Raw genomic sequence first — 13796 nt, 5'->3', positions numbered from 1 at the left:
CTGCCCCAATCCCCTCAATCCTACCGCGAGGGCCGTCATAAATACAAGGCATCCCCACATATGCGGGGAATGACAATCCGGGTCCCATCTGCTAGCGCCTGTCATGAGGAGACCTCATATGGACAGCAAGAGACCATTCGAGATTGCCGAATGCCAACAGGCCGCCAAGGGCCTGAAATCCAGCTGGCAGGACATGGCAGGCTCCGAAGCGCTGATCCGCGCGCTCGTTGCCGAACGTAACGGCGACACGCCGTTGGCGCTGTTCTGGACCGAGGTTCATCGGACGCTCTGCCAGGATACCAACGCCTTCTGATAATCGGCTTTCCCGAAAGACTCAGGCTTTTCTCCTTGGCTAAGCAGCGCACCACCCGGGCGCGGCAGCAAGGAAGTCCCGCCGCCTTTCAATATAATTATCGATGAACACGTCTTCATTCTTGTCGCGATTCGATTCTATGATGAAAGGGTCGGACGGTAACGTTTTCGGATATATGGTTAAAAAACCCGCACTATTTGATCGATTTGTGCCAAAACGGGTTGACGAAGAATTTGCGGCAGGAGCAATGATGTTTGTGGAAACGGTTACACTCCTCACCTGTGCCGCCACTGGCTGCAGAATGTTTCGACTGTCGTCACCGATGCGTGGAATGGAATGACTGAAAAGCGCGTGCATCTGGTCTTCAAGACCCATCTCGATATCGGCTTTACCGACCATGCCGAGAAAGTCCGCCGGCAATATCACGAGCGCTTCATTCCGCAGGCGATCGAAACGGGCAAGCATTTTCATGCCGAAAATCCCGACGAGCCGAAATTCATCTGGACGACGGGCGCCTGGCTGATCTGGGACCATCTGAATTCGCGCTCGGCGGGAGAGGTGGCAGCGCTGGAACAGGCGATCGAGCGCGGGCTGATCCGCTGGCACGGCCTGCCGTTCACCACGCATACGGAGCTGATGTCGCCTGACCTTTTCCAGGCCGGGCTTTCCTATTCGCAGGAGCTCGACCGGCGCTTCGGCAAGACGACGATCGCGGCGAAGATGACCGATGTGCCCGGCCATACGCTCGGCATGGTGCCGCTGCTTTCCGAGGCGGGCATCCGCTTCCTGCATCTCGGCGTCAATACGGCCTCACCACCGCCCGATGTGCCCGACATCTTCCGCTGGCGGGCGCCCGGCGGCGAGGAGGTGGTCGTCATGTACCAGCGCTCCTATGGCGAGACCTGTTTCCCCGACGGTTTCGAGGACGGGCTGAGCTTTGCCCATACCAACGACAATATGGGGCCGCAGAGCGTGCCGCAGACGGCCGAGGCCTATCGCGAATTACGCGCCCGTGAGTCGGATGCGGTCATCCGCGCGGCGACGCTGGAGGATTACGGCGCCATTCTCTGGAGCGAGCGTCAGCGTTTCCCTGTTGTCGAACTGGAACTCGGCGACAGCTGGATCCATGGCAGCGGCAGCGATCCGGTGAAGACGGCGCGGTTCCTCGCGCTGCAGCGGCTCTACGACCGTTTCGCGGCGGATGGGCTCGACGCACGGCGTCTCGCCTTCGGTCGTGGACTGGCGATGGTGGCCGAGCATACCTGCGGCGTCGATATCAAATCCTATCTGCGCGACGACAAGGCGTGGTCGCGGGCCGATTTCGAGGCCGCGCGCCGATCCGATTATCGCTTCGCCTATACCGAAGCCTCATGGGACGAGCAGCGGGCCTATCTCGACCAGGCGGTCTCGGAGCTCGCCGAGACGGACCGGAAGGCGGCCCAGGCCGTGCTTGCCGAATTCGCCGCGCCTGCCGTGATCGAGGGTGTTGGACGGGAGCTCCGCCTGCAGGCCGGCGGCTGGTCGATCGCGCTCGACAGTGCGAGCGGCGATGTGGCCGCAATCACCTCTCCCTCCGGCCGGACGATCTCCGGCCGCGACGGCTCGCTGATCGCCTATCGATATGAGAGCTACGATGCCGGCGACGTTGTCAGGCACATGGAGACCTATCTGACCCATCGCCAGGAATGGGCGGTTCTCGACCATGACAAGCCGGGACTTGCGCGTTCAGGAGCAGCACTTTCGAAGGTTTTTCTGCCGGCGCTGGAAGCGACTGATGGGGCGGGCATTCTTCTGTCGATGCCTGCCGAGGCCGTGCAGAAATATGGTGCGCCGCCGCATGTAATGCTGCATTTCCTCGCCGAGGGCGATCGCCTCGACCTGCGTCTGACGTTGTACGACAAGCCGGCCAACCGCATGCCGGAGGCAAGCTTCCTCTCCTTCACGCCTGATCGAGCCGCGGACTGGAATTTCCGCAAGATGGGCCTGTGGCATCGATCCGGGAATATTGCGACGAGCGGCGGGGCGCAATTACAGGCGGTGACATCGGCACGCTGTGATCTTGCCGATGGTCCGCTGACGATCGAAACCTTCGATGCGCCGCTGGTTGCGCCGCAAGGCTCGGATTTTATGACGTTCTGCAGGACGCTGCCGGATTTTACCGCCGGCATCCGCTTCAATCTGCACAACAATAAATGGGGAACCAATTTCCCGATGTGGTGGCAGGGAGATTTTCAGGCGCTCTTCCGGCTCAGCCTCGTCTGAACCGCTCGATCTGGCATCGAGCCGCGCGATCCCGCGGGGATTGAGCCACGGGATTTGCCGAGACTGGGCCGCTTGATCCTGTACGGATGAAGCGGCCTGGTCCGGTGTGAGAAAGGGTTCAGCCGACGCTTGCGGTTCGGTTGAACCAGCCGGCGCATGGCGCTTCGGGCTGTTGCGGCTTCGGGCGAAACTTCACCAGCACCTCGCGGCCATCGGAAGAGGCCTGCGTGCGCTCCAGCGCGTCGCGTTCGGCAACTGCCTGGCGCCAGTGCTCGTCGTCGCGGCCATCAGGCCGGCCCCGTTCCTCCCAGATCGCGTAAGCTCGTTTGCTGATCCATTCATGGCGTCGGTCGCTCATCTATCCATTCCATCCATCAAAACTGCTATTCGGCAATTCTATCCTGCAGAACCGGCGGCCGGCGTTTGGCTGCCATCAGCAGGTCGAGTTCGATCGAGGAAGGTCCGAAACGGGTGAAAAGACTTTCGGCCTGATCGCCGTGCAGGCCATATTTGGAGGCGAATTCGTCAAGGCTATAGGGGCGGCCGCGCAGGATCCTGCTGCGGCGCTCCGGTTCACGGATTTGCGTCATTGGTGGTAACCCCAGTGTGTGTTGCAAATTGTGAGAACAAAACAGATTACAGCCACAAAAGTTCCGTGAATTTTCAGGGTTTTTTCGCCTCGCCGTGCCATTCCGGAGCGATCGCAGGCGGATGGCATGGATTTTTAAGGCTGGTGTGTGCAGAGAAAATTTCATCTAAAACATGCAAGAATATCAGCGTGTTATGGAATTCGCTTCCGTGGCGACGGATAAATGGGCTTTACCCCGGCGCGTTACTCTATAGAATCAATAGTGTTATTCGGTTCGCAGGGGCAGCAAAACGTTGCGTTCCCCGCGTTGGCGCGACCGATACCGGAGGACTTTGGCTTCAACCCATCAAGAGGAGACAGACATGATGAATGCACTGCCGCCACTTCATGACGGCCACGCGCCGTTCAACCTCCAGCAGCTGTTTCGCGAAGCTCTTTATGCCTTCGAGGAATGGGACAGCGAATTGACCGAACCGATCGTGACCTACGAAGGACGGGTCATGCCCATCAGCTTCGTTTTTGAAGCCATGCGCGAATGCACCGACATCGTGCCGATGAACATCGTCGGCGCCGTCACCGAACGGCTGACCAAGCCGTGGGAGGGCGAAGGCCCGCTCGATCAAATGACTTTCTCGACGGCGGCGCGTGTCATGCGCGTTTTGGTGCGCAAGCGCCTTCACGTCACTGGGGCTGCGGATCTCGTCGCCGTTTCGGCCCACGCGTCCGAAGACCAGGGCCGCGACTGATAGGATAAGGATCGCGGCCATGGCCGCGATCCTTTTCCGCTTTTGGCGGAACCTCGCTTATTCCCAACCGTTTAATCCGGCAGGCACGGCCACATCAAGCGATGGCCGAGGAATGAGCACCATGCTGAAATCTATCGTTCATGAAATCATCGGCACGCCCCGGCGCGAGCCTGAGCTTCCACAATCACTTGAGCAATTTCGGGATCGCAAGCGCGTCCTGATCATCTTCGCCGATGCGCAAGACGACCGCGCGCTCATTCAAGACGAATGGCTGCGCAAGGCGCATATGCGCCTCATCGAAGAAGACGTCGAAGTGTTCAGCATTGCCGGCGGCGGCGCGTTTGCGCTATTCGACGATGACTGGGAGCTCGATGCCGATGATATTCGCGATCGTCTGCAGGGACCGCCGTCCGGGGAGTTCGGGTTGATCCTGGTTGGACGCGACGGAATCGTGAAGCTGCGCTCGAGTGAGCCGATGAGCGCCGAGGATATCTTCTCGGCTTTCGAGATGTTGCCGAAGAACACGCCTTGGTAGTGTTTCGAGATTCCGTTTGAAGCGACTGGTTGAAGCGGCGCGCGGTGGATCATCCGCGCCCGCATCTTTTGCGTGTTCAGAGCTCGAAGGCTTCCTTCAGGCCCAGACTCTTGCGTTCGCGCAGGTCGAGATCAGCCTCGATATGGGCGATATGATGCAGCATCAGCTGGCAGGCGCGGTCGAGTTCGTCGGCTTCGATCGCCGAGATGATGTCACCATGTTCCGAATGGCCGCAGCTCGATGCGGTCGACTGCCCGTAGAGCGCAATCACCAGCGACGAGCGGGCGACGAGCTCCTCCATGAAGCGCTGCATGATCGAATTTCCTGATATGACCGCCAGCGTTAGATGAAAATCGCCGGATGCCTTGATTTCAGCGCGGCGCGCCGTCTGGCCACGCTCGCTCATCAGACGGCCTTCTTCCAGCAGAAGCTGCCGCAGATGAGTAATATCGTCAGGCGTGATCCGCGCCGCTGCCTCGCGCAATATGCCTGGTTCAACTAGGCGGCGGGCGGAAAAGATCTGGCGAGCTTCTTCCGGCGAGGGATAGGCGACGAAGGCGCCGCGGTTCTTCTCGACACTGACGAGGCCTTCATAAGAGAGCGCCTGCAGGGCGGCGCGGGCAAGCGTGCGGCTGACGTTGAAGAGATTGCCGACATCGCTTTCCGAAAGCTTGGTGCCGGGCGAGAGCCTGCGCTCGACAATCGCTTCGCGGATGGCATCGCGGATCTGTTGCGCGCCTTTTTCGGCGGAGTCTTCGGCTTGCTGAGCCTTGGCGGCGGATTTCATGAAAATCGATTTCCTGATGACGAGAAACCATATCCGTGTTCTCGGTAAAAGTTAAACGGAATTTGTGCCCGAAATGGTGGCAAAATTGTATACGATTTTCTGCACAAATCGCGCACGATAGCCTAAATCATGTGCAGGTGCCGGTGTGCCTATAATTTACTCCTGCAAGTTCGCCGGCGATAAAATCCTGATTTCGCAATGGTTTGATGCGAGCGGCGGAATTTGGCACGGCAGATGCATCGTCTTTTCCGAACAGGGGAAGGCATGATGTCGAAAGCGGCAGAGATCGATATAGTATCCGTTTCGAAGGTTTATGGCGCGACGACGGCGGTCCATGCGATCAGCCTGAAGATTCCGGCCGGGTCCTATTGCTGCTTTCTCGGCCCGTCGGGCTGCGGCAAGACTTCGACGCTGCGCATGATCGCCGGCCATGAGAGCATCTCGTCGGGCGATATTCGCCTCGGCAATGTCGTCGTCACCGATTTTCCGCCGGCCAGGCGCGGCACGGCGATGATGTTCCAATCCTACGCGCTCTTTCCGCATCTCGATTTGATCGACAACGTCGCCTTTAGCCTGAAGATGAAGGGCGTCGACAAGCAGGAGCGGCAGGCCAAGGCGCTCGAAATGCTGAAGCTGATGCAGATGGAGGCCTACGCCAATAGGCGTCCGGCCCAGCTTTCCGGCGGCCAGCAGCAGCGCGTGGCGCTGGCACGCGCGCTGATCACCGATCCGGAAGCGCTGCTGCTCGACGAGCCGCTGTCGGCGCTCGATCCGTTCCTGAAGATCCGCATGCGCGCCGAACTCAAGAAACTGCAGAAATCGCTCGGCATCACCTTCGTACACGTCACCCACAGCCAGGAAGAGGCGATGGCGCTCGCCGACGTCATCGTCATCATGAATGACGGCCGGATCGAACAGGCCGCCGCCCCGCGCGAGGTCTTCGAGCGGCCGGCGACTGCCTTCGTCGCGCGGTTCATGGGCGACCACAATGTGCTGTCCGGCCGGGTGACGTCGAGCGAGAACGGCGTGCTCGTCATGACCGTGCCGGAGGGGCAGAGCTTTTCCGTGCGCGGGACGGGCAGGGAAGTCGGCGAGCCCGTCGATATCGGCATCCGCACCGACCGCGTGCGCCTGCAGGTGGCGAGCGAATGGACGCTCGGCTTCGACGGCATCGTCTCCAACATCGAATATCGCGGCTCTTCGGTGAAGATCACCGTGATCGGCGCCGGCAGCGACGACTTCACCGTCATTGCCGACGACGGCGACTATTTCGCCCGGCCGGTTGCCGTCGGCGACACCGTCTCGCTCAGCTGGGCGCTCGACGATGCCGTGCTTCTCGGTCGCTCTTCCGCATGAGCCATCACCATCAAGAACACTGAACCTTCCATCGAAGAAAAGGGGAACTGACATGACGACTGAAACGACATCGACCAAGGCGGAAAAGGGGCTTTCACGCCGCACGCTGCTGAAGACGGGTGCTGCCGCCGTCGGCGCCATCGCCGGCTCCGGCGCCATTACCGGCTTTCCCACCATCTGGGCGCAGACGAACATCACGCTTCGCCAGTTCGGCACCGGGGTTTCGAACATCAATGCCATCGCCGAAAAGTGCAAGGCCGATCTCGGCATCACGCTGGAGATGACGGCAACCGATTCCGACGCCGCCGCCCAGCGTGCCGTCACCCAGCCAGACAGCTACGACATTGCCGACGTCGAATACTGGATCGCCAAGAAGGTGTTCCCGACCGGCGTGATGCAGCCGATGGACGTCAAGAAGCTGAAATATTACGACAAGATCGTGCCGCTGTTCATCAACGGCAAACTGAAGGCAGACAGCGTCATCGCCCAGGGCACGGCGCCGCACACGGTCGGCTTCGTCGAAGCGCAGGATTCCAAGAAGTTTGCCAAGGAGCCGACGCAGTGGATGACGATGGTTCCGACCATCTACAATGCCGATACGCTCGGCATCCGTCCTGATCTCACCGGCCGTCCGATCACCAGCTGGGCCGATATTCTCGATCCCGCCTTCAAGGGCAAGACCGCGATCCTCAACATCCCGTCGATCGGCATCATGGATGCGGCGATGATCATGGAAGCTTCCGGCAAGATCAAATATGCCGACAAGGGCAACATGACGAAGGAAGAAATCGACAAGACGATCGAATTCCTCATCAAGGCCAAGGGCGACGGCCAGTTCCGCGCCTTCTGGAAGAGCTTCGACGAGTCGGTGAACCTGATGGCGTCGGGCGAAGTCGTCATCCAGTCGATGTGGTCGCCGGCCGTCGCCGCCGTTCGTTCGAAGGGCATTGCCTGCACCTTCCAGCCGCTCAAGGAAGGCTACCGCGCCTGGGGCGGCGGTCTCGGCCTTGCCTCGCACCTCAAGGGCGCGCAGCTCGATGCCGCCTATGAATACATCAACTGGTACACGTCGGGCTGGGTCGGCGGCTACCTCAACCGCCAGGGCTATTACTCCGCCTGCATGGACACCGCCAAGGAATTCATGTCGGCCGACGAATGGGGCTACTGGATCGAGGGCAAGCCGGCTGCCGGCGACATTCTGTCTCCCGAGGGCAAGGTCATGGAGAAGGCCGGCGCCGTTCGCGACGGCGGTTCCTTCGAAGCCCGCATGGGTGCTGTCGCCTGCTGGAACTCCGTCATGGACGAGGACCGCTACATGGTCCGTCGCTGGAACGAGTTCATCGCAGCGTAAGGCCAAGTAGGCGTTTGTCGCCTTCCCCTCCCCAACCCTCCCCACAAGGGGGAGGGAGCCCGGAGGCGGTGCGGCAAGGACACCCCTTCCTCCTGCGCGGCGGGAGGCGGGGGCGGCGCGGCAAAGATACTCCCTCCCCCTTGTGGGGAGGGTTGGGGAGGGGTCTTCTGGAGCCCTCCCTTTAACGGCAGGACGAATGACGAGCTTCCGAAAGGGTAAGGGATGGCGACCATCGCAGCGGAAACGGAGGAGGATGGCCAGGGCGCGCGCGGCGGGCGCGGACTGAGGCTTTCCCCATCGGCGATCTCCTATCTCCAGGCGACGCCGCTGTTCGTCATTCTCGGCTTGTTCTTCCTGCTGCCAATCGCCATGATCGCGGTCGTCAGCTTCTGGGACTACGACTTTGCCGGTCTCTATCCCGATTTCCTGACGATGAACTACACCGACACGCTCGGTTCGTGGGTGACGTGGAAGATCTATCTCAACACGTTGAAATTCACTGCGATCGTCTGGGCGCTGACGCTGGTCATCGGTTTCTGGGTCGCCTATTTCCTGGCCTTCCACATCCGCAAGACCTCGACGCAGATGATCCTCTTCCTCGTCTGCACCGTGCCGTTCATGACCTCGAACATCATCCGCATGATCTCGTGGATCCCGGTGCTCGGGCGCAACGGCCTCGTCAATTCGACGCTGATCAAGATGGGCATCATCCCGCAGCCGATCGAATGGCTGCTCTATTCCGATTTCGCCGTCGTGCTCGCCATGGTGCATCTCTATACGCTGTTTATGGTGACGCCGATCTTCAACACGCTGATGCGCATCGACCGATCGCTGTTCGAGGCGGCGCGCGATGCCGGCGCCTCCGGCTGGCAGGTGTTGTGGAACGTCGTCTTCCCGCTCGCCAAACCCGGCATGGCGATCGGCACGATCTTCGTCGTCACGCTCGTCATGGCTGACTTTTCGACGGTGCAGGTGATGTCCGGCGGCCAGAGCGCTTCGGTGGCGCTGATGATGAAGAACCAGATGTCGCTGCTGCAATATCCGGCCGCTGCCGCCAATGCAGTGGTGCTGCTCGCCGTCGTGCTGTTGATGGTCGCGGCCATCCTGCGCGTCGTCGACATCCGCAAGGAGCTTTGAGATGAGCCACGAAAAACGCGGCCTGGAATTCTATCTGCTGGCGCTCTTCTTCATCATTTTCGTGCTGTTTCTCTACGGCCCGCTTTCGGCGATCCTGATCCTCTCCTTCCAGGGGCCGGACGGCGGCCTGACGTTCCCGATGAACGGCGTTTCCACGCACTGGTTCTTCAATCTGTTCGAGAAGCAGGCGGTCGGCGATTTCGGCGCCTCGTTCCGCCGCTCCTTCACCCTCGGGCTGATGGTGATGGCGGTGACCGTCGTCGTCTCACTGCTCGCCGGCCTTGCCTTCCGCCGCCGTTTCCGCGGTTCGACCGCGCTGTTCTATGCCACGGTCGCAAGCCTTGTCGTGCCGTCGATCATCATCTCGCTCGGCATCGGCGTCGTCTTCCAGGAGGGAGGGCTGAAGCCCGCCTGGTATTCGTCGGCCTTCGGCGCGCATCTCACCTGGACGCTGCCGTTCGGCGTGCTGATCATGTTTGCCGTCTTCAACCGCTTTTCGCCGGCTTATGAAGAGGCGGCGCGTGACCTCGGCGCCAGCTCCTGGCAGACGTTCCGCCATGTCGTGCTGCCGATGATCGCGCCGAGCCTCGTCGGCGTCGGCCTGTTCGGCTTCACGCTCTCCTACGACGAATTCGCCCGCACGCTGATGACATCAGGCACCTACAATACGCTGCCGCTCGAAATCTACGGGATGACCACCAACGTCACGACGCCGGTGCTCTATGCGCTCGGCACGGTGACGACGCTGTTTTCCTTCACCATCATTCTCGTCGCACTCGGCATCATGACGATGCTCAGCCGGCGGCAGGCAAAGATAAACTGACATGCGCATCCTCATCGTCAATCCGAACACCACGGCCTCCATGACCGAGAAGGCCGCCACCGCCGCGCGTGCGGTGGCGGCATCCGGCACGGAGATCATCGCGGCTACCTCGCGCATGGGGCCGGTCTCCATCGAGGGGCATTACGACGGGGTCTTAGCGATCCCCGGTCTGCTCGCCGAACTCAGGGACCGGCAGCCGGCGGGTTATGACGCGGCCGTTATCGCCTGCTTCGACGATACCGGGCTCGAAGCGGCGCGGACCTTTGCCGATGTGCCGATCCTCGGGCTTTGCGAGTCCGCCGTGGTAACGGCTGGTTTCCTGGCGCAGCGCTTCACCGTGGTGACGACGCTGGAGCGGTCGCGGGTGCTGATCGACAATCTGGTGCGCCGCTACGGCATGGGCGACCGTGCCAAGGTGCGCGCCTCCGACATCCCGGTGCTGGAGCTGGAAGATCCGGCCTCGGGCGCGATCGGCAAGCTGAGGGTCGAGATCGAGCGGGCGCTTTCGGAAGACGGTGCCGAGGCGATCGTGCTCGGCTGCGCCGGCATGACCGATCTGGCGCGTGAACTGCAGGAGATCTACGGCGTGCCTGTCGTCGATGGCGTCGCGGCCGCCGTCAAGCAGGCCGAAGCGCTGGTGTCGCTCGGGCTTTCCACCAGCAAGCGCGGCTCCTACGCCTCGCCGCTGCCGAAACCCTTCACCGGGGCGATGAGTGGTTTCTCGCCGGTCCTGAAGGTCGGCTGATCCATGTCCGTTTCCTTCGATTTCAAGCAGCTCACCGAGCGCGAACGCTACAAGCTGATGATCGGCACGATCATCCCTCGGCCGATCGCACTGGTGACGACGGTCGACGAGAACGGCCGGGTCAATGCGGCGCCCTTCAGCTTCTTCAACTGCCTTTCGGCCGATCCACCGATCCTGGCGATCGGGGTCGAGAACAATGCCGACATGTCGTTCAAGGACACTGGCCACAATATCCGCATGACCGAAGTGTTCACGGTCAATATCGTCTCCTTCGCGATCGCCGAGGCGATGCATGTCTGTGGTGCCAAGTATCCGCGCGGCGTCGACGAGTTGAAGGAAGCCGGCCTGACGGCGATGCCGGGTGAGAAGGTGGCCTCGCCCTTTATCGCCGAGGCGCCGGCCGCCTTCGAATGCAAGCGGCATGTGACGCTGGAGCTCGGCCGCTCGCGGCAGATCGTCATGGGCGAGATCGTCTATGCGCATTACCGTGACGGGGTCGTCGATCCGGAAAGGCTGCATGTCGATCCCTCAGCGGTCGATGCCATTGCAAGGCTCGGCGGCGATACCTGCGCCACCATCCGCGACCGCTTCGAGATGCTGACGCCGAAGCTCTGACATGGAGCATTTCCGTTTTCTTCGAGTGACGAAAATGCCCTATCTCTTTGTCTTCGCGCAATTCAGGGCGCAAAACCGCTGCGCACATTTGCTGGAATTGCTCCAGGGATAGGTCCAAGTTTTTGCTTTACTTTTTTGCTCCCCGCAAGAATGGTCTGCAACGGATCATCGCGGCAGAGGAGCGCTTTACCTATGACAATCGAGGACGATCTCAGCCGGATCGCGGAGCAGGAGAAAGTCCTAAGCTTCGACGCTTTTGACCTGACGACGGCATGGCAGCTCGGCAAGCTCCTGCAGGAACTCGCCACCGAGCGTGGCCTCGGGATCGCGATCGATGTGACGCTGCATTCGATGCCGGTTTTCTATGCGGCACTCCCGGGTGTAACGCCTGATAACGTGAACTGGGTTCGCCGCAAGCGCAATATGGTGCTGCGTTATTTCCGCAGCAGTTATGCCTCCGGTTTGAAGCTGCAGAAGGATGGCAAGACGGTCGAGGATAATGGGCTTTCCGGCGCCGACTATGCCCCGCATGGCGGCAGTTTCCCGATCAACGTCAAGGGTACCGGCTGCATCGGCGCCGTCACCGTCTCCGGCCTGCCGCAGCGTGACGACCACAATCTCGCGGTCGAGGCGCTGGCGCTGATGCTGGCGAAGGATCTGGATTCGCTGCGGCTCGCCTGAGATGGCCAAGGTGCGTGGTAGGCGCTGCCTGGGCGACGGCTATACGAGCCGCATGTCGATGATACCGATGGACGGCTGATCTATTCGCTTCCCGTCGATTCCGGGCATATCAGCCTGTCCTTCGAGTATGAGATCGAAGCCGGCGATCTGGCTGTGCTGCTCGACGATGTCTATCGCCGGGCGGTCCTGCATTGGGTTCTTCATACCAAACTTCAGCGCACGATCATCGATACGGCGAAGATATCGCAAACCGATTTTCGTGCGCTCTTGTCGGAGATATTGCATTCACCGATCGACAACGTCGAGCGGCTGATTCAAGCGGTGAACCGCGAGCACAATATCCATCTGCAATACTATATCGATCTGGATCTGGCGCAGGCGCGCTGACAGGACTCGGTATCTTTCGTCGGCCGACGTCCTGCCGCAACCAATCGGTGCCGCGCTGCTGAGGCTTTCGCCTCAGAGCTTGCCGCCAGCCTCAGTGATGCCCTTCGTCAGGCTGCCCGTTGCCGGGAATAGCGGGATGAGGCAGGCCTGCAGGGCGTGATAGATATCGCCCTTGCCGGGGAAGAGCGAGTGCGAGGGAACGAGATCCTCTGTCAACTCCTCGTGCCAACCGCCGTTCTTGTGGTCGATGAAGGCGCGCTCGATCACGTTCCAGATCTTGCGGTAGCTCTCTTCATGGAAATCGCTCGGCAGGTGCTCGTTGAGGAAATGTGCAGCAGCCGCACCTTCGCAGGCTGGCCACCAGAGCTTGTTACGCTTGGCGGGCTTGTCGTCCCAATCGAGCGTATAGAAGAAGCCGCCCTTGTCGTTGTCCCAGCCGAGTGCCATGGATTGGGCAAAGAGCGCCTTCGCCGCATCCGGCATCCACTCGATCCGTTTGCCGCCGAGCGCCCAGAGCTGCAGGATGAGGCGGGTCCATTCCAGCCAGTGGCCGGGCGTCGTGCCGGCCGGGCGGAACATTTCGTTCGGATGGTAGTAAGTCTTGTCGAGGTTCCATTCGGCGTCGAAATGCTCGGCGACGCGCCAGTCCACCGAACCGGCGGCGCGGCGGATGATTAGATCGGCGATGCTTTCGGCCTTGGACAGATAGTCCCGGTCGCCGGTGGCTTCGAAGGCCGCCATCAGCGCTTCGGTCAGGTGCATGTTGGAGTTCTGGCCGCGATAGGCGCCGCCATCGAGTGGCTGCCAGTCGGCGGTGAACTCCTCGGCGATCGCACCGTGCTTCGCCTCCCAGAACTTCGTGTTCAGGATCTCGGTGATATCATCAAGCATGCCGTCGGCAAGCGGATGGCCGATCGTCTTTGCGGCTGAGGCGGCGAGCAGCACGAAAGCATGGCCATAGCCCTGCTTGTTGGAATCGACGGGTCCGTCATTGTTGAGCGACCAGAAATAGCCGCCATTTTTCCGGTCGCGATGATGGTTCCAGATATAATCCATGCCGTGGTCGACGACATCGGCGGCGCCGGGACGGCCAAGCAAGGCGCCGATCGAGAAGCAATGCACGGCGCGTGCGGCGATATGGATGCCGCGAACCTGGCCCTCGGCGTCGAGAGGCCCGCCTTCGTCGTCGAGATCGTAGAAACCGCCCTTGGGGTTGACCGAATTGTGCTGAAAGAAATCGAAGAGACCGTTCGCCTGGGTCAGCAGCCAGCCGCGATGATAGGCGCGGGTCGTCCAGTTTCCAAGCACGGCGTTGCCGTTTGCGGGTGCCATGATGCTCCTCCGATTTCGTGCACAAGCGTCGCAAACGCCTATATAGAGGTCGGGCAAGCCTGTCATCTGGCTATCGCATCGGCTCGAAAATCGCGATGGATTTTCGGAAAGCACGACGCGAAGATTCAAACTGCTAC

At 60.9% G+C, this 13796-nt stretch carries 16 protein-coding genes; 12 read left to right on the top strand and 4 right to left on the bottom strand.

What is annotated here, in order from left to right:
* Positions 1–118: 118 nt before the first annotated feature.
* Together RLCC275e_RS14710 and RLCC275e_RS14705 are read left to right on the top strand one after the other, a co-directional pair.
* A complete protein-coding gene (locus RLCC275e_RS14710) occupies positions 119–313 on the top strand; it encodes a hypothetical protein (RefSeq protein ID WP_003561148.1) in 195 nt (64 codons plus the stop codon).
* Between the two features lie 336 nt (positions 314–649).
* A complete protein-coding gene (locus tag RLCC275e_RS14705) occupies positions 650–2575 on the top strand; it encodes a DUF5054 domain-containing protein (protein ID WP_033181003.1) in 1926 nt (641 codons plus the stop codon).
* Between the two features lie 118 nt (positions 2576–2693).
* Here the strand turns inward: RLCC275e_RS14705 and RLCC275e_RS14700 are convergent, their stop codons facing one another.
* On the bottom strand, positions 2694–2933 hold the full coding sequence (locus RLCC275e_RS14700; protein ID WP_033181002.1) for a DUF2934 domain-containing protein: 240 nt from the start codon (positions 2931–2933) through the stop codon (positions 2694–2696).
* A 25-nt stretch (positions 2934–2958) separates the two neighbouring features.
* Positions 2959–3165: a hypothetical protein gene (locus RLCC275e_RS14695; RefSeq protein WP_003561146.1), complete on the bottom strand. Its 207-nt coding sequence runs from the start codon at positions 3163–3165 to the stop codon at positions 2959–2961.
* A 361-nt stretch (positions 3166–3526) separates the two neighbouring features.
* On the opposite strand from RLCC275e_RS14695, the gene RLCC275e_RS14690 reads away from it, so the two are divergent.
* Both RLCC275e_RS14690 and RLCC275e_RS14685 read left to right on the top strand, forming a co-directional pair.
* Complete coding sequence (locus RLCC275e_RS14690) at positions 3527–3910, top strand: BRA0787 family protein (protein WP_003561145.1); 384 nt, start codon at positions 3527–3529, stop codon at positions 3908–3910.
* Between the two features lie 121 nt (positions 3911–4031).
* On the top strand, positions 4032–4445 hold the full coding sequence (locus tag RLCC275e_RS14685) for a DUF4174 domain-containing protein (protein ID WP_033181036.1): 414 nt from the start codon (positions 4032–4034) through the stop codon (positions 4443–4445).
* A gap of 76 nt (positions 4446–4521) precedes the next feature.
* Here RLCC275e_RS14685 and RLCC275e_RS14680 read toward each other — a convergent pair whose 3' ends face one another.
* Entirely contained in the window at positions 4522–5232 is a 711-nt protein-coding gene (locus tag RLCC275e_RS14680) for a GntR family transcriptional regulator (RefSeq protein WP_033181001.1), read from the bottom strand.
* Between the two features lie 267 nt (positions 5233–5499).
* Between RLCC275e_RS14680 and RLCC275e_RS14675 the strand changes: the two genes are divergently transcribed.
* The 8 genes from RLCC275e_RS14675 (at position 5500) to RLCC275e_RS34265 (ending at position 12327) form a co-directional block, all read left to right on the top strand.
* Complete coding sequence (locus RLCC275e_RS14675) at positions 5500–6588, top strand: ABC transporter ATP-binding protein (RefSeq protein ID WP_033181000.1); 1089 nt, start codon at positions 5500–5502, stop codon at positions 6586–6588.
* Between the two features lie 52 nt (positions 6589–6640).
* Positions 6641–7939: an ABC transporter substrate-binding protein gene (locus tag RLCC275e_RS14670; RefSeq protein WP_003561141.1), complete on the top strand. Its 1299-nt coding sequence runs from the start codon at positions 6641–6643 to the stop codon at positions 7937–7939.
* 222 nt (positions 7940–8161) lie between these two features.
* The gene (locus RLCC275e_RS14665; RefSeq protein WP_003561140.1) at positions 8162–9076 is read left to right on the top strand and encodes an ABC transporter permease; all 915 of its coding nucleotides are present in this window, start codon (positions 8162–8164) and stop codon (positions 9074–9076) included.
* Between the two features lies 1 nt (position 9077).
* Positions 9078–9899: an ABC transporter permease gene (locus RLCC275e_RS14660; RefSeq protein ID WP_033180999.1), complete on the top strand. Its 822-nt coding sequence runs from the start codon at positions 9078–9080 to the stop codon at positions 9897–9899.
* Position 9900: 1 nt separating this feature from the next.
* Positions 9901–10644 carry an aspartate/glutamate racemase family protein gene (locus RLCC275e_RS14655; protein WP_033180998.1) on the top strand — a complete coding sequence of 248 codons (744 nt, stop codon included), beginning with the start codon at positions 9901–9903 and terminating at the stop codon, positions 10642–10644.
* A gap of 3 nt (positions 10645–10647) precedes the next feature.
* Positions 10648–11259 (top strand): flavin reductase family protein, encoded by a 612-nt coding sequence (locus RLCC275e_RS14650; RefSeq protein ID WP_033180997.1) that lies wholly within the window; start codon positions 10648–10650, stop codon positions 11257–11259.
* Between the two features lie 192 nt (positions 11260–11451).
* Positions 11452–11940: a heme-degrading domain-containing protein gene (locus RLCC275e_RS14645; RefSeq protein WP_003561136.1), complete on the top strand. Its 489-nt coding sequence runs from the start codon at positions 11452–11454 to the stop codon at positions 11938–11940.
* 153 nt (positions 11941–12093) lie between these two features.
* Positions 12094–12327: a hypothetical protein gene (locus RLCC275e_RS34265; RefSeq protein WP_245485036.1), complete on the top strand. Its 234-nt coding sequence runs from the start codon at positions 12094–12096 to the stop codon at positions 12325–12327.
* A gap of 72 nt (positions 12328–12399) precedes the next feature.
* Here RLCC275e_RS34265 and RLCC275e_RS14635 read toward each other — a convergent pair whose 3' ends face one another.
* The gene (locus RLCC275e_RS14635; RefSeq protein WP_033180996.1) at positions 12400–13659 is read right to left on the bottom strand and encodes an AGE family epimerase/isomerase; all 1260 of its coding nucleotides are present in this window, start codon (positions 13657–13659) and stop codon (positions 12400–12402) included.
* Positions 13660–13796: the final 137 nt, after the last annotated feature.

Origin of the sequence: Rhizobium brockwellii (genome assembly GCF_000769405.2) — a bacterium.
GTDB lineage: Bacteria > Pseudomonadota > Alphaproteobacteria > Rhizobiales > Rhizobiaceae > Rhizobium > Rhizobium brockwellii.
The sequence above is the reverse complement of the archived record's forward strand: the minus strand, read 5'-3'. Positions and strand labels throughout refer to the sequence as shown.

Bases quoted from the DNA above. Each gene is read 5' to 3' on its own strand.
- RLCC275e_RS14705 (WP_033181003.1), top strand. From the start codon at position 650: ATGACTGAAAAGCGCGTGCATCTGGTCTTCAAGACCCATCTCGATATC.
- RLCC275e_RS14695 (WP_003561146.1), bottom strand. From the start codon at position 3,165: ATGACGCAAATCCGTGAACCGGAGCGCCGCAGCAGGATCCTGCGCGGC.
- RLCC275e_RS14650 (WP_033180997.1), top strand. From the start codon at position 10,648: ATGTCCGTTTCCTTCGATTTCAAGCAGCTCACCGAGCGCGAACGCTAC.
- RLCC275e_RS14675 (WP_033181000.1), top strand. From the start codon at position 5,500: ATGTCGAAAGCGGCAGAGATCGATATAGTATCCGTTTCGAAGGTTTAT.
- RLCC275e_RS14690 (WP_003561145.1), top strand. From the start codon at position 3,527: ATGATGAATGCACTGCCGCCACTTCATGACGGCCACGCGCCGTTCAAC.
- RLCC275e_RS14670 (WP_003561141.1), top strand. From the start codon at position 6,641: ATGACGACTGAAACGACATCGACCAAGGCGGAAAAGGGGCTTTCACGC.
- RLCC275e_RS14660 (WP_033180999.1), top strand. From the start codon at position 9,078: ATGAGCCACGAAAAACGCGGCCTGGAATTCTATCTGCTGGCGCTCTTC.
- RLCC275e_RS14655 (WP_033180998.1), top strand. From the start codon at position 9,901: ATGCGCATCCTCATCGTCAATCCGAACACCACGGCCTCCATGACCGAG.
- RLCC275e_RS14635 (WP_033180996.1), bottom strand. From the start codon at position 13,659: ATGGCACCCGCAAACGGCAACGCCGTGCTTGGAAACTGGACGACCCGC.
- RLCC275e_RS14710 (WP_003561148.1), top strand. From the start codon at position 119: ATGGACAGCAAGAGACCATTCGAGATTGCCGAATGCCAACAGGCCGCC.
- RLCC275e_RS14680 (WP_033181001.1), bottom strand. From the start codon at position 5,232: ATGAAATCCGCCGCCAAGGCTCAGCAAGCCGAAGACTCCGCCGAAAAA.
- RLCC275e_RS14665 (WP_003561140.1), top strand. From the start codon at position 8,162: ATGGCGACCATCGCAGCGGAAACGGAGGAGGATGGCCAGGGCGCGCGC.
- RLCC275e_RS14645 (WP_003561136.1), top strand. From the start codon at position 11,452: ATGACAATCGAGGACGATCTCAGCCGGATCGCGGAGCAGGAGAAAGTC.
- RLCC275e_RS14700 (WP_033181002.1), bottom strand. From the start codon at position 2,933: ATGAGCGACCGACGCCATGAATGGATCAGCAAACGAGCTTACGCGATC.
- RLCC275e_RS14685 (WP_033181036.1), top strand. From the start codon at position 4,032: ATGCTGAAATCTATCGTTCATGAAATCATCGGCACGCCCCGGCGCGAG.